Genomic DNA, 14,985 nt, shown 5'->3' on the forward strand with positions numbered 1-14,985 from the left:
GGTTAATGCCTCAAGATAGATAAAATTGAAGTTGTTGATAAATTTGCCGTGTTATTTTTGCAAGTCGCTATATATCAATAACATACTCAAGGCGTTGAGTATTTGGCTTTTTTAAGGCATATATCGCATTCCCCATTATCTTTGCCTCAAAATTTTTCATAAGTGAAGCCAAGGAATATATTCTTATTGATTCTGTTGATTATCGTTGTGGATCAGGTGATTAAGATTTGGATTAAGACACATATGCCGCTTAGCTACAATTGGGACCCTTCTCACGTACCTATGACGAAATATGACCGCGGTATCCGTCCGTTTGGCCCTAATGCTAGCTGGTGCCAGATATACTTCGTAGAAAACGAGGGCATGGCATGGGGTTGGAAATTTGGAGGTGACTGGGGGAAAATGTTGCTGACCCTGTTCCGTTTGTTCGCCGTGATCTTTGGTGTTTATTATATCCTCAGCATTATCAAAAAGAAATATCATAAAGGTTTTATCATCTGCGTAGGTTTAATTTTTGCCGGCGCCCTTGGAAACCTTATCGATAGCATGTTCTATGGTTTGATCTTTGAAGAAAGTACATTTACTGCCGTTGCCAAAATGTTCCCAAAACAAGGCTATGCAGGCTTTCTTCACGGCAAAGTGGTAGATATGTTTTACTTCCCTATCATTCACTCTCACTTTCCTAAATGGCTGCCGGTTATTGGCGGTGACGATTTTGAATTCTTTAGCCCGGTGTTCAATCTTGCAGATGCTTCTATCTCTGTTGGGGTGATCGCTATTTTACTTTTCCAGAAAAAGTTTTTCCATCACCACACCACGGGAAGCGAAGCGGTTGCTACATCAAGCACCACTGTAAATGATGACATCAAAGCTGTTTAAAATATTGGTTTGATCACGGACGTAATAAGTAGGGGGCGAACACGATTCGCCCCATGCACAATATTATTTTTGTCTAAACGTTCTAAACCAAACACCCTCCTTTTGCCCTGACGGTAACTTCGATCGTTTAAATTACCCTGATTTGTTCAGTATCCTGTTGTTTGGTACACTTTTCGTGTATTGAAACAATCGCCTATGAATGACCAAGCATATTTAAAATAGAAAACCACCGTTTATGAAATCATTTGTAAGCATTCTTTCCATTGCATGTTTGGTATTTCTTTTCGTTGCGGGCTGTTCAAAGGAACACAGCGTTGAAAAAAAAGACACTACAATAACTTCCACCTGGTCATTTTCCGAAGGTGACAACAATTTTAAAGGCACGGTAGATTCCGCCTACATTGATACTGCCTCCAATATCGTATTCCTGAATCTTAATGGCACAGCCGACAATGGCTCCGATAAAATTGCAATTGTTATTTACGGCACCCAGATAGCGAATGGTACCTATACCTCACCGCAAGCATTTTTCACCTATACGCAAAACAATAATGTCATTTATCAAAGCGATGCAAGCCAGGCCAAGTTTAGCGTAAATATCTCCAACCTCGATACATCCAGTGTGTCGGGAACTTTTAGTGGCGAGGTGATGAGCGGCAACGGTATAGCGGTAAATATTACAAATGGTAAATTCACCTCTGTACTTAAGAAAGATGTTATCGGAAGTATACCTACAGGCAACCTGACAGTGTGGGCATCTGAAAGCTGCAATCAAAATGATCCTATTGAAGTAATCATCAATGGGCAAAAGGAATTCGTTGAAAACTTTACTGCAACAGCTCCGGATTGTGGTGCGCAAGGAGCTGCAAACTATACATTGCCTGCGGGCTACTACAGTGTGACTGCAATTTGCGGCGGCGACACTGTTAATTATCCTGATAAAGTGTTGGTGCAGCCTTACGCGTGTAACCAGTTGCAATTGCTGCACTAGACGTGAGCGTTGAAATGTGAATCATAACATACTCCACAATAAATAAAAATCCCTGATAGCATTTGAACTATCAGGGATTTTTATTTTAAAACGATGATCGTCGATTCTTTTTCGCTTCGCGAATTTTTAACATGTCGCCCCTCTGGTGCTGGTATTTAATTGACCACTCTTTTTCTTTTTTTCTACTGACGTGTTGCCCCCCTGGGGCTTGCTCATTTTTCGACATTGTTTATTGCAAACTAACATGTCCCACCAATGGAGTTATTCAATACATTCAGCAAGTTGCAAACAGCCCCAGCGGGGCGACACGTCAGTAGAAAAAGAAATCAATCTGGAAAACATAGAGCCAGCCCCAGAGGGGCGACATGTTAAAAATTCGCGAAGCGAAAGTGCCGCGGTTCGTGTCCCTCACGAACCATCAAAGCTGAATGTCTGTGCGGTTCGTGGGGACACGAACCGCGGCATCCGGCACTCAGAGAAATCCGTTAATGTCAAGGGCGAATGCGATTCGCCCCTACCATTTTCAAATTTTCAAATTTTCAAATTAATAAACTCTCCTCACCTCAATGCCATTCAAAATCGTTTCTCCTTTTACAGCTTTGAAGCTTACGGTAATACCTCCATTGTTATTGGCAGATATTTTTGTTTTGGTAGAATAGGCAGTAATTGGCAACAGATAGTTGGTATTGCTCAATCCATTAATAACCGGAATGTTATTCACCAATACATCAAAAGCCCTTTGCTCTGCGGTTGCAGTTTCGCCGGCATTCTTATCAAGATTGTACACCAGCTTTTCTGCCTGCTTATCTGTTGACAATTCCGCAAAATGAAGCGTTACTTCGTAAGCACCATCAGGAACATCTAGCTTGAATTGCTCAATGCCTACACGTTGTGTTTCAAACAAAGCATCGTGATCGGTGCCAATAATGTTTCTGTCAGAACCGTAAGGCAGGCGATCATTGCCCTTCAATTTAAAAACGTGTCCGCCAATGTATCCCCAACTTCCCGCCGAGTATGCCTGCTCCGGTTGCCACACGATATTATCTTTTGTGTCGGTAAAATATCTTTCATCACCAAGACTCACGTGAATATCACTGAACGGCATTTTTGTGCTGTTTAATTTTTTAGGCAAAAGCGTGAACTGAACATCAACCACATCTTTTTCTGTAACACTCTTTTCTGCGCTGATTGCTTCCAGTTTATTGTTGCCGTTGGCAAATGGCACATTGATCTTTGCCACACCAAAATCCGGTTTTACTTTTCCTAAAGATTTTCCATTCAGCAATACTTCAATTTCGTTTTGATTGGTATAGATCTCTACAGGCTGCGAGCAATACGAATCGTTATCATCTGTGGCTGTTGCACTGCGAAGCGTCCAGTTACGGGAACCAATTTTAATAACCGGAGTTTGCAACAAATGCGATTGATAGTACCAATAAACGTCTTTCGGCTCGCGGGTTGCAGACACTATGCCCTTCATATTCATGTGCGGGTTCGTTTCTGTTCTTGCTTCTGCGTTGAACTCCACAAAGTTCCATAGCGCCATTCCGGCAACGAAAGGCCTGTCCATCATCGCTTTGAAATAATGCTCATGATAATAATTGCCATACTCAGCTGTTTTGTCAAAACGAACAGGCGTAAAATCATGCAGTCGCGCATCTACATCTGCACCATATTCCGAAATGATCACCGGTTTATCTGCAACTTCCTTATGATGTCTCTCAAGAAAAGCATCAAAGCCATTGATATCGGCGCCATACCAGCCCTGGTACAGGTTCCAGCCCACAACCATTGGAATTTTTGTGAGCCCGTATTTGTAATGCACATCAAAGTTTCCGTAAAATGGAATCATGGTGTAACGTGTGGAATCTTCTTTCCTGGTAAGATCTTCCAGTTGCTGTGCAAATTTCGCCAATGTTTTAAAATACGCATCTCGCTCCGGCGTTTTGTCGCCGTAACGTGGAGCGATCATTACTTCATTCATGTATGCCCAAATGATCACACTTGGATGATTGTATGACTGGCGTATCATTTCAACCTGCATTTGTTTACAATTGTTGTAAAATGCATCGCTATCGGTAATCCTGTTGACAATTGGAATTTCCACGGATGCCATGATGCCGAGCCTGTCACAGGTTTCAAGGATAGTAGGATCTTGCGGATAGTGCGCAATGCGGATAAAGTTCGCACCCATTTGTTTCATCAGCTCAATGTCCTTAATGTTCATCGCATCGGAGATCGCGTTGCCCATGCCCGGATAATCCTGATGGCGGTTTGCGCCCACCAGCTTCATATGTTTTCCATTGAGAAAAAACCCGGAGTTGGCATCAAACGAAAACCAGCGAAAGCCAAGCGCATTTACCACTTCATCTACCTGCTGATTGGTTTCTTTATCTATAAGGGTTGTCACGACGTTGTAGACATACGGGCTTTCGGGCGACCACAATTTTGGCTGGCTAATATTATCTATCTTTTGCTCGAAAGCATTAGTGCCAGCGGTCTTTGATTTGAACGCAGTTTCTTTCGATGCAATTATTTTGCCTTCCGCATCTTTAATAACAGATCGAACAACAAGTTTTTTCGCTTTTGCATTGTTGTTTATAAATGCGCCTTTTATCAAAACATTTGCCTTCTCAGCAGACACGGAAGGGGTTGACACGAACACTCCTTTTGAAGCATAGTTGTCCATATCGAAGTGCACACGATCTGCAGCTATCAAATAAACATCGCGGTAGATGCCGCCATAAAAAGTAAAATCGGCGCCGAGTGGCGGAACGTTTTCGTTGTGTGCATTGTCAACCCTTACAGTAATTTCATTGGCTGTTACACCAGCACCGTCGTTCAGTTGTATGAAGTCATTTATTTTAAAAGAGAAAAAATTATACCCTCCGGTGTGTGAACCAACTTTTTTTCCATTTAAAAAAATCTCGGCGATTTGATTTGCCGCTTCAAAGAAAATATAGACATCCTTATTCTTCCAGGAGTTATCGATGAACAGCGTTTTCTTGTACCAGCCAACACCTCTGTAATAACCGGGTTCATCATCCATCACATCGGTAGCGTTCCATGTGTGGGGCAGTGACACGTTTTCCCAGCCCACACTTTTATCGCCGGTATTGGCCACTTCGCCTTTATGGAACTGCCAGTTGGTGTTGATGGAACTTACAATGCGTTGTTGCGCAAACAAATTTGTTGCAGAAAAAATGAAAAATAAACAGATGAAAATTTTAAGTAGAGACGCTTGAAAAAGCGTCTTCTTTCTGAAGACATTCTGATATAACATCGTTCTAATCGTTTTATGAAAAATATGACGCGGATTAAAGCTTTGAAGGTACCATAGACTGGTTACACCATATTATAATCAGCTACGCTAAAACTACGTCACAAAAAAGTAGAGACGCCTTTTCAGGCGTCTCTGAAATTCATGCATGTGTATCAATGGCACCGCGACGGCGACCCAGGGCGAATGCAATTCGCCCTACGCATTCATTAATTTTATTTAACACTAAACTTATAAACTGTGCTGGTCTTATATGTTTGGCCAGGATTCAAAGTTGTTGATGGGAACGATGGTTGGTTTGGTGAATCAGGAAAATGTTGTGTTTCCATACAGAAAGCTGTTCTGAAATCATCTTTCGCACCACTTTTGAAAGTGTTTTTGCTTGCCATGAAGTTACCACCATAGAATTGAAGACCAGGCTCTTGCGTCAACACATCCATTACGATGCCTGATTTATCGCCCACTACAGTTGCTGCATGATTAAGACCAGAGCCGGTGTTTGCATTTAACACAAAGTTGTGATCATAACCTTTGCCATTTTTCAATTGCACGTTCGTTGTATCATTTACACGAGCGCCGATGGTTGTTGGTTTTGTAAAATCAAACGGAGTACTTGCAACCGGTTCATTTTTACCTGTTGGGATCAAGGTAGCATCTACCGGAGTGTATTTATCAGCATTGATTTGTACCAAATGATTGTTGATTGTTCCGCTTCCTTCGCCATTCAGGTTGAAGTACGCATGGTTGGTAAGGTTGCAAACTGTTTTCTTGTCAGTAGTTGCCTCGTAATCTATTTTCAATTCATCATTTGCCAAAGCGTAAGTAACTTTTACATTCAGGTTACCCGGGAATCCTTCTTCCATATCTTTTGACAAATAAGTCAATTCAACCGTAGAGTCATTCACTTGTTTAGCATCCCACACACAAGAGCTGTAGCCTTTTTTACCGCCGTGCAATGTGTTAGGACCGTTGTTGGCAAACAGTTTATACTCCTTACCGTCAAGAGAAAATTTTGCTTTACCTATTCTATTGCCATAACGGCCGATCAATCCACCGAAAAACGCATCCGTTGAATCCTGGTATTGTTTTACACTTCCAAAACCAACTACCACGTCGGTCTTCTGGCCATCTTTACCCGGCACCCACAAGCCAACCAATCTGCCACCAAAGTTGGTAACAGCAGCGCTTAAACCATTTGCGGTTTTCAACGTATACAGATCCGTTTGTTTGCCATCAACAGTTGCTTCAAAATTTTTCTTGTCTAACGGAGAAGCAGATGATGCTTCCACTTTCGTGCTATCGTTTGCACTGGCCTGTTCAGTTGTTGCAGAGTTATTACAAGCTGCAATCGTAATCAATGCTGCTCCTGCAATAAGCGGCATGAAGTGTTTTTTTCTGTTCATTGTATTGGTCAATTTGTATTCTTGGTGAAAATATTGCGGATTAAGTTAGGAAATATTTTGAAAGCGGAAGCAAAAACAGCAATAATTGTGCAATTGACAATAATAATCGGGAATAGTCAATCGTGAAATAACTGTGCGTAAGGGGAATCGCGGCTTTTTGAGCGCTGACTGGTAAAATAGAATCGCGGAGGGGTTGTTTATCAAGATTTCATGATTCACGTTTGACCATTCACGTCCCACCACTATCTTTACGGCACATTTGAACAACCCTTTATCTATGTATCCGAAGAAAAACAGCCTACATGTATGCCTTGCATTGCTAATTGTATCTGCCACTTTTGTAGTGATCAGCGGTTGCTCTGCAGGTAAAGCCGCTCTTAAAAAAGGTGATTATTACAGCGCCTGTCTTCAATCCATCGATCGTTTGCGCTCTTCTCCCACCAATAAAAAAGCAATCGAAACATTAAAGGAAGCTTACCCGTTGGCGGTAAATTATACAAAGCAGGAAGAAACCGGCCTCACTCAATTTTATAAGCAGGGAAATTATTTGCAGGTTTACCGCAATTATGAAGCCATGAGCAACATTGCGAGGAACATCATCACCAGTCCGGGAGCAATGAAGGTAATTCCTTACCCCAATACCTATACGGACGAACTGAATAAATACCGCGGGCTCGCTGCAGACGAATCGTATAGAATGGGAGAAGCTGCGCTGAACATCAACTCACGGGAGTCGGCGAAAACAGCGTACTACAACTTTTTGCAGGTGCAACAAATAGATCCTAATTACAAAGATGTAAACAACAAGATAAATGACGCATTGTGGCTGGCCACGCTAAAAGTAATGATCGATATGGCGCCCATTTCAGGAGCTTACCAGGTAAATGCTGATTTCTTTTACACGCAAATATTGAACTACACTTCATCAACACTGAAAGATAAATTCATTCGTTTTTATACACCTTCAGAAGCGCAGGAATATCAGATAAATCCTGATCAGGTTTTGCAAGTTGGTTTTTACGATTTTGTTGTTGGCAATGTGTACGACAGCAAGAACACGTACGATGTTAAGAGAGACAGCGTAAAGATTGGAACCTCCAGAGACAAGTCAGGCACTCCATTTGACGTGTATGGCACTGTTACGGCAAGAGTCACTGCATACACGCGCAACATAGATTCCAGAGGTTTGCTTGATGTGTACATTACAGATTATACTACAAACAGATCACTTGCTTCGCGCCGCTTTACAGGCGGTTATACGTGGGCAACAAGTTGGGGTTCTTTTAACGGAGATGAGCGAGCATTAACGGTCGACGAACTTGCAATGATCGGAAGACAGCCCGGAGTACCGCCTCCACCACAACAACTTTTTGTTGAGTTCACCAAACCGCTCTACACACAGGCAACGGATTTTATAAGAAGTTTTTATAGCAGTTATCAGTAACTGAATAATTGAATAACTGAATAACTGAATAACTGAGCGGTTGATTAAGCGAGTGACTGACTGAATTCATGCCATTTCAGTTATTTAATTATTCAGTTATTCAGTCATCGCCCTCCCCGCGGAATGATTTTTTATAAGTATTTCTTAACAGTTTATAAAAGCCTTATTGCCTATTGATTTTCAAGATCTGTTAAGCTATAGAAGAAAAAATTTAGCTTATTTTTTTCTACCGGGAAATGTTAGTATGAAAATACTGGCAATGACGCTTTATTGCTGCTATTCTTTCAATTAAATTTCTTGTTTATGAAAAAAAAATTATTAGTCGTTACAGGTGTAGTTTGTATGTGTGCATTTTCTGCATTGCATGCGCAGGATATGACGACAACGAGTAAGGACCACTATTCTGTTTACGGAGGCTTGCTTGGAGGTGCCAATTATTCAAATTTACGGGTAACAGATAAACCGTCTGGCCTTAGTACTGATTGGAGATGGGATTGGGCAGCTGGTATTTTTGTAGGTTTCCCAATTGGTAAAACAATTTCCCTTGAACCACAGGCATTGTTTTCACGCATGGGCGGCAAGTTCACTCAAACCGGTATTAAAACAGATAACCAGTTAGACTACTTGTCTGTTCCTGTTTTGGTAAAATTGCATGCAGGAAAATATTTTGATTTCATGGTTGGCCCACAGTTTGACTTCTTAATGTCGGCAAAAGACAAAGAGCATGACAAGGATATCAAAGACAATATCAAGAAAAATGACTTTGCGCTCACCGCCGGTTTTGAATTGTTTCCAAGACATGTTGTTTCTTTCTATGCAAGATACATTCATGGGTTCAACAAGGTGTATGAGGACAACACTGGTCTGTCAACAGCCAAAGTATACAACCAGGGTGTGCAGGCTGGCTTAAAGGTGAAACTTTTTGGAAAGCATGTTAAAGCTACAACTCCGCCACCTCCGCCACCACCTCCTCCGGCGCCTCTTGATAGTGACAATGATGGCATTCCTGATAGTGAAGATAAATGTCCTAACCAGGCAGGTGTGGCCAAATACGGCGGTTGTCCTATTCCTGATAGCGACGGTGATGGTATTAATGACGAAGAAGACAAATGTCCGCAACAAGCGGGTGTAGCGAAATACAATGGTTGTCCGATCCCCGATAGCGACGGCGATGGTATTAATGACGAAGAGGATAAATGTCCTCAACAAGCTGGTGTGGCTAAATACAATGGTTGTCCAATTCCCGATACAGATGGCGATGGCGTTAACGATGAAGAAGACAAATGTCCAACCATCGCAGGTGTGAAAGAAAACAACGGATGTCCTGCGATTGAAAAATTCAGCGCAAGTGCAGTGCAATTCGTTAGTGGTAGCGCAACGTTGACAAAAGGTGGAAATGCGGCATTGAGTCAACTGGTATTCTACATGAAGAAATATCCTGAAACAAAAGTTGAGATCAATGGCTATACAGATAACACCGGTAAGCCAGAAGCCAATCAAAAACTTTCTGAAAAACGTGCCGCAGCAGCGAAGACATACTTAACAAAGAAAGGCATTAGCGGTGACAGAGTCACAACGAACGGATATGGAGATGCCAGCCCAATAGCAGACAACGGTACGAAAGAAGGTAAAGCTAAAAACAGAAGAGTAGAGTTTAAGGTTAGTCAATAGCCTTAGGTATATAAAAACCAAAAGGTCCTGAAATGCATTTCAGGACCTTTGCTTTTTTTCAATACCATTACACCCATCACTATCGCTTTAAATAAAAAAGTCCCGGCTATCGCCAGGACTTGCATTAGTCATAATATACACACTGAGAACACAGTTCTAATTGATTGATTCTTTGAAGAGCGCAAGACGCATGCAATGCGTCTCTACGGAATCCCAATTTCCAATTCTTAATTAACTTTTTTTCACCAACGCGTATTCAATCACTGGCTTACCTCTCGTTCCGCCGTCACCAGCGCCCATTGAAATGAATTTCAATTTGTACACATTGCCTACTGCATCCTTAATTACGTAGAACCTATCAGTCTTTGCGCCAGTTGCGCCGCCGCCCGGGCCACCTGTAGAGCGCCAGCTACTGCCAATTAAATTACGGTCAGCAGCGAAGGTTGTCGAAACGATATCGGCTTCTGCATATGCGTCATAGGTTTTAGTTGTGGTAAGAATTTGCGCAACTTTCACACCACCTTTGTCGTTAACCAAAACGAAATCAGGATAAGCATACGGCACATATGCATCAGCACTCAACGCAGTTTTGTAGGTATTGTAGGTCCACTCAATATCCCATGCGCCTTTTGTTGGTTGAACGGTCACCTCTGCACCTTTGTTAAAGGATACGTGTTGAAAATTGTAGGAAGTATTTTTCGTGATGATAACGGTTTTGAAAGTCGTTTCTTTAATAGAAGCATACTGCAAAGTGTAGCCGGTTGCGGTTTTCAACACACGCACTTTTATCAACGAATCAGCTGTGCCTGCATACAACGAACCAAAACCACCACCATTCGCTCTATTGATGATGTACACTTTGTTGTCTGCGTCATTAGCAGATACTTCGCCAATTACCGTTTTCGTGAGATCGCCGGTAACATCGTCAACAAAAGCAAGATCGCCTTCGCCTTGTCCAAATGTTAATGGAGTTGTTGTCAGATTAATGTCTGCAAGAGACACACTGTTGATATCTGTTTTGTTAACCTTTACAGCATTGGCACCTGTTGTATTGTTAATGATTACGCGAAACTCATTACCCGTGTAAAAACCAAGATCCCAGGAGGCACGTAATACAGGTGTTTGTTTGTTGTTGCTAAGGTCAACAAAAACAGAGTTGGCAGCGCTGCTACCAGCTTCTGATCCTGCAATGCCGCTCAGCTGAAAGTTTGCAGCGCCTTTTGAAACGATAGAGGAAAACAAAACTTTCAATGCAGCAGTTGATCCTACTTTAGCGGGCGTACTTGCAGATTGAATCGTAAAGTTTACATACTCGCTTCCCGATAAAAATATATCAGATGCTTTTTTCAATTTGAAGGAAGCGCTTGTAGAACCTGCGGGAATCGTTATAGACAATGCCCCATTTGAAGCAGCTGGTACAGTTGTATAATGCGTAGAATATACAACACCGCTGTCTTGCAATTGCACATTCACGGTAACGTCTTTGTCGGCTGCGCGGGATAATTTCACAGCAAAAGAAACTTCTGTTGTTGCTTCATCTATGCCCTGACTTGCAGACTCAAAATTCGCAAAGTTATCCGGCGCTGGAGGATCGTCTTTTTTACAAGACACGATGCTTCCTGCTATTGCTAGCAGCACTAAAAAACTATAAAACCTTTTCATGGTAATTAATAATTAATAATGAATAATTAATACGATTCCTGTCCGCCGCAAAACGGCAGCAAATATTTTGATATGCAATAAATGACTGATTATTATTAAGGAGTATTCTCCTCCTAATTCCTAATTCCTAATTCCTAATTTCTAATTCCTAATTTCTAATTCCTAAACATCTGAAAGCCCACACCCAGGAAATAGCTTCTACCACAACCCAACTGCACAGGGCCACTGGTGGCATGTGGCGCGCCCGCAGATGCGGTTGCTATGGTGTTTTGAACGTCTGTAACATTGGCAACATTTTTCACGCCGCCATTGAGTGATATATATTTTCCAACAGTCTTTGTAAGCGTTACATCAAGCAGATGATAAGGAGATGTTGTGCCCAACACAACGCCATCTTGTGTGCTTGTGTAAACATTTCGCTTGCCGGTGAATTTGTAAAATACACCAACGGTCATTTTAATTTTACTGAACGAGTATAACAAGTTCGCATTCACTTCCGGCGTCCACATAAACTCAGGCAGGGAATTTGCTTTACCAGCACTATCGCTATAGATCTGGTTGTATGAACCAAGGTATCCGATACCAACACTGCCGCTCAGCTTTTTCCAGCTTATAGAGTTCTCCTGCAGTATGCCAACTGTTTTATTTTTATCGACATTGATCAGTGTTGTAACCGTTGTGTTTGACGGATCAATACCATAGTTGATCAGGTTATTAAAATTGTTGTAATAACCCCGGATGCCGGTACGTATCTTAAACTCCCCTTTTGTTACAGGTTGCCAGTTTACGGACGCATCAAAACTATTTGACGTTTCTGCTTTTAAATTCGGATTGCCGATGATGGCATGGTTCGCGTCAATAAAGTTGAAATACAATTCACGCAATGCAGGCGAGCGAAAGCCATTTGCATAGGCAACACGAACATCTACATTTTTCGAAAGGTTCCATTTTACATTCAATGATGGGATTATCGGTGGTGCATCATAAACTGAGTTTTTTATCAACCGCACGCCCGGACGCACATACAACTTTTCAAACAGCTTGACTTCCGAGGAAGCAAAAAATGCATAATCATTTATCGACGGCGATCCTTTTATGCGCTGTCCCGATGCATTATCCATTGTGAGGTCAAGACCTGCCTGCAATGAAACAATGTCGTTGAATTTATACTGCGCAACAGGTTTTACAACCAGTGTGTTGAATTTTGCGACATCCTGCAAACCTTCGCCATCAATAGAAAGCGTGCGATAACCAGTTGCCAGATCTACATCTGTTGTTTGTGTTCTTCTTTGATAGTCCGTGTAAGATAAAATTCCGTTGACGGTTAGCTTGTCAGTCGCACGCCATTCTGTTTGCACCTGGTGCATGTAGCGATCCGTGATATACTTTTGATCCTGTGCTTTGCCTGCGTTATTCCTGCCTTCACTCAAAATCGTTTCGTTCAATGTATTCAGTCTGTACCAGATATTGAAATGATCATTTGCGTAGCCAAGCTTTATGTTCCCAAGCAATTGCTCCTTAGGTTTCCATTGCTTCACCCTGCCGGTGTCAGTTCCTTGCCAGCCTCCGTTGTCATTATGAGTAATGCCTCCGGAAATGCCCCACCCTTTGTATTGCCAGGCAGCGCCAACATTTTGAAAGTGTGCCCCCTTTCCGGTAAATGGATCATACTCTTTGCCCACCGTTTCTTCCTGCACTTTGGCATTCACATCCCAACGATGAGAAGTTGTTTTTTTAGTGATGATATTCACTACGCCTGCCAATGCATCTGACCCGTAAGAAACAGACATTGGCCCCTCGACAATTTCAATTCTTTCGATCGTGTTTACATCAATCTGGTTCAGGCTTTCGCGTGTATCTCCGCGATCGGTCATAGGTGCACCATCCAGCAATATTTTTACCGTTCTTCCGCTAAGACCCATCAGTACAACATCAGAAGTACCTGTTGCGCCATCGTATGTAAAACGGAAACCAAGTTCTTTATTCAAAATGCCGGTGAGATCATTTGATGCCTGTGCTTTTATTCTTTGCGATGAGATGACACGAACATTGTAAACGGACCTTCGCAACGACTGCGGCTCAAACTGCCCGGTGCAAACTGTTGGCTCCAGTTCTTTATACTTTGCAGTTGTATGTAAAACGGGCAATTCAACAGTTTCACCATTATGCATTTCAACGCTCATTTCTTGCGCTTCCGCATTCATTGATTCTACAGACAATGTATATTTTCCGGCAGGTGCATTCAAGGCAAACGAACCATCATTGGATGTTTGCGTTTGCTTCTTTATTTGCTTAAGCTGCACAATAGCGCCGCTCACAGGTTTACCTGCTTCATCCTGCACCGTTCCTTTTACGGTTGCATTGCTGCTTTGTGCCCCCGCGTTATAAACGTGCAACAAAACACAACAGCACAGCGCTAAACATTTATACATATCAGAGTGATTAAGTTTGGGCATGGGAAGGACAGTGAGTCGCGAATGGTGAATCGTGAATGCACGACTCCTCAGTCTCGATCTCAATTTGCAATTTACAATCAGAGATTACCATTCACGTTTCACGTCTCTCTACTTGCTTGCTGTCTTGTTCTCGGTAGGTTGTACGTATTTAGTGATTACCGCACGGGTCTCTTGCTGCAAAGTATTTGTATCCAGTTTCTTTTCTTCAATTGCATCTAATTGCTGATAAAGGAATTTATCATCTACTTTAGATTGCAGGTGAATTTGATTTTGCTGATTTATGATGCCAGTCCATGATTGACGAACAGCGTTCCAGAAAGGTTTGTGAGAAACCCACCACTGCTTTGCCTGTGCACATTTACTATCGTCTACTTTACGATAAATATTATAGCCTTTTTCAAGAACGAGCAACTGATCAACTGCTCCATCCTTTCTAATTATTTTTTCATTGTCCTGTTCATGTATCCACATGCTGTCAGTAACAATGATGCGGTTGCCGCGTTTCATTACATTGTAGTCGTTTCGTTTAGTGTATTCGCGTCTAGGCAAAGGCGCGTCAGCAGTGCTCTCCCAATAATATTTACCATCATTTTCCACCCATTTTGCGCTGCCCTGATAGCGTGGTGCATCATCTACTTCCCACACTGTTTGTGTCCACTGGCCTTTTACGTTTGCCCCAGGCACAGATACTTTTTTCCATGTTGCATTCTTGTCAAATGCAAGCCATTGATTTTGTTGATATTCCCAATCTTCTCTCCAGTGCTTAATAACTGTGGAATCATTGATCACCAACAAATGTTGAAGCACCATTTTTTTATCGGAAAATTCTTCCGCTACCACCCACTCAAGGCCGCCTGTTTTATATCTTTCTTTAAACTGATACTCTTTAGATGGAGCAAAGGTTTCAGCGTATTTAAATTCAACCTCGTAACATCCGCAAAGGCTTTTTATAGCGCTTACTTCTTTTTTCGTTTGTGCATTAACGGTAGATATTATAGATGCAGATAACAATAGTAAGGAAACAATCTTCTTCATTAAGGGTCTGTTTTAGAGATACAAAGATTGGACGTTATGATTCAAATCATTTCTACAATCAGGAAATCCATTTACGCAAAAAGAAAAAAGAATTGCACACAGATGACACGCCCGCCTGAATGAATTTATTCGGGCAGGGATTAAATGGATTTGCACTGATATGA

General features: G+C 41.9%; 9 protein-coding genes. 4 read left to right on the forward strand and 5 right to left on the reverse strand.

What is annotated here, in order from left to right; translation table 11 throughout:
* Positions 1–162 precede the first annotated feature (162 nt).
* Positions 163–879, forward strand: coding sequence for a lipoprotein signal peptidase (locus KTO63_RS08260; RefSeq protein WP_217790750.1), 717 nt, complete (start codon positions 163–165; stop codon positions 877–879).
* A gap of 235 nt (positions 880–1,114) precedes the next feature.
* The gene (locus KTO63_RS08265) at positions 1,115–1,870 is read left to right on the forward strand and encodes a hypothetical protein (RefSeq protein WP_217790751.1); all 756 of its coding nucleotides are present in this window, start codon (positions 1,115–1,117) and stop codon (positions 1,868–1,870) included.
* Positions 1,871–2,414: 544 nt separating this feature from the next.
* On the opposite strand, the gene KTO63_RS08270 is transcribed toward KTO63_RS08265, so the two are convergent.
* Together KTO63_RS08270 and KTO63_RS08275 are read right to left on the reverse strand one after the other, a co-directional pair.
* The gene (locus KTO63_RS08270; protein ID WP_217790752.1) at positions 2,415–5,153 is read right to left on the reverse strand and encodes a glycoside hydrolase family 2 TIM barrel-domain containing protein; all 2,739 of its coding nucleotides are present in this window, start codon (positions 5,151–5,153) and stop codon (positions 2,415–2,417) included.
* A 212-nt stretch (positions 5,154–5,365) separates the two neighbouring features.
* Positions 5,366–6,553: an aldose epimerase family protein gene (locus KTO63_RS08275; protein WP_217790753.1), complete on the reverse strand. Its 1,188-nt coding sequence runs from the start codon at positions 6,551–6,553 to the stop codon at positions 5,366–5,368.
* 277 nt (positions 6,554–6,830) lie between these two features.
* On the opposite strand from KTO63_RS08275, the gene KTO63_RS08280 reads away from it, so the two are divergent.
* Both KTO63_RS08280 and KTO63_RS08285 read left to right on the forward strand, forming a co-directional pair.
* Complete coding sequence (locus tag KTO63_RS08280; protein ID WP_217790754.1) at positions 6,831–7,997, forward strand: hypothetical protein; 1,167 nt, start codon at positions 6,831–6,833, stop codon at positions 7,995–7,997.
* A gap of 303 nt (positions 7,998–8,300) precedes the next feature.
* On the forward strand, positions 8,301–9,668 hold the full coding sequence (locus KTO63_RS08285) for an OmpA family protein (protein ID WP_217790755.1): 1,368 nt from the start codon (positions 8,301–8,303) through the stop codon (positions 9,666–9,668).
* A 231-nt stretch (positions 9,669–9,899) separates the two neighbouring features.
* Here KTO63_RS08285 and KTO63_RS08290 read toward each other — a convergent pair whose 3' ends face one another.
* From KTO63_RS08290 to KTO63_RS08300, 3 genes are all read right to left on the reverse strand, one after another.
* Positions 9,900–11,330, reverse strand: a complete 1,431-nt coding sequence (locus tag KTO63_RS08290) for an HmuY family protein (RefSeq protein WP_217790756.1) — start codon at positions 11,328–11,330, stop codon at positions 9,900–9,902.
* 155 nt (positions 11,331–11,485) lie between these two features.
* Positions 11,486–13,762 (reverse strand): TonB-dependent receptor, encoded by a 2,277-nt coding sequence (locus tag KTO63_RS08295; protein ID WP_217790757.1) that lies wholly within the window; start codon positions 13,760–13,762, stop codon positions 11,486–11,488.
* Positions 13,763–13,894: 132 nt separating this feature from the next.
* Complete coding sequence (locus tag KTO63_RS08300) at positions 13,895–14,821, reverse strand: DUF6607 family protein (RefSeq protein WP_217790758.1); 927 nt, start codon at positions 14,819–14,821, stop codon at positions 13,895–13,897.
* Positions 14,822–14,985 lie beyond the last annotated feature (164 nt).

The organism is Pinibacter aurantiacus, from assembly GCF_019130065.1.
In the GTDB taxonomy this organism is placed as follows: Bacteria; Bacteroidota; Bacteroidia; order Chitinophagales; family Chitinophagaceae; genus Pinibacter; species Pinibacter aurantiacus.

Excerpts from the sequence above, each read along its gene's own strand:
- KTO63_RS08290 (WP_217790756.1), bottom strand. The coding sequence starts at position 11,330 with ATGAAAAGGTTTTATAGTTTTTTAGTGCTGCTAGCAATAGCAGGAAGC.
- KTO63_RS08285 (WP_217790755.1), top strand. The coding sequence starts at position 8,301 with ATGAAAAAAAAATTATTAGTCGTTACAGGTGTAGTTTGTATGTGTGCA.
- KTO63_RS08300 (WP_217790758.1), bottom strand. The coding sequence starts at position 14,821 with ATGAAGAAGATTGTTTCCTTACTATTGTTATCTGCATCTATAATATCT.
- KTO63_RS08295 (WP_217790757.1), bottom strand. The coding sequence starts at position 13,762 with ATGTATAAATGTTTAGCGCTGTGCTGTTGTGTTTTGTTGCACGTTTAT.
- KTO63_RS08280 (WP_217790754.1), top strand. The coding sequence starts at position 6,831 with ATGTATCCGAAGAAAAACAGCCTACATGTATGCCTTGCATTGCTAATT.
- KTO63_RS08270 (WP_217790752.1), bottom strand. The coding sequence starts at position 5,153 with ATGTTATATCAGAATGTCTTCAGAAAGAAGACGCTTTTTCAAGCGTCT.
- KTO63_RS08265 (WP_217790751.1), top strand. The coding sequence starts at position 1,115 with ATGAAATCATTTGTAAGCATTCTTTCCATTGCATGTTTGGTATTTCTT.
- KTO63_RS08275 (WP_217790753.1), bottom strand. The coding sequence starts at position 6,553 with ATGAACAGAAAAAAACACTTCATGCCGCTTATTGCAGGAGCAGCATTG.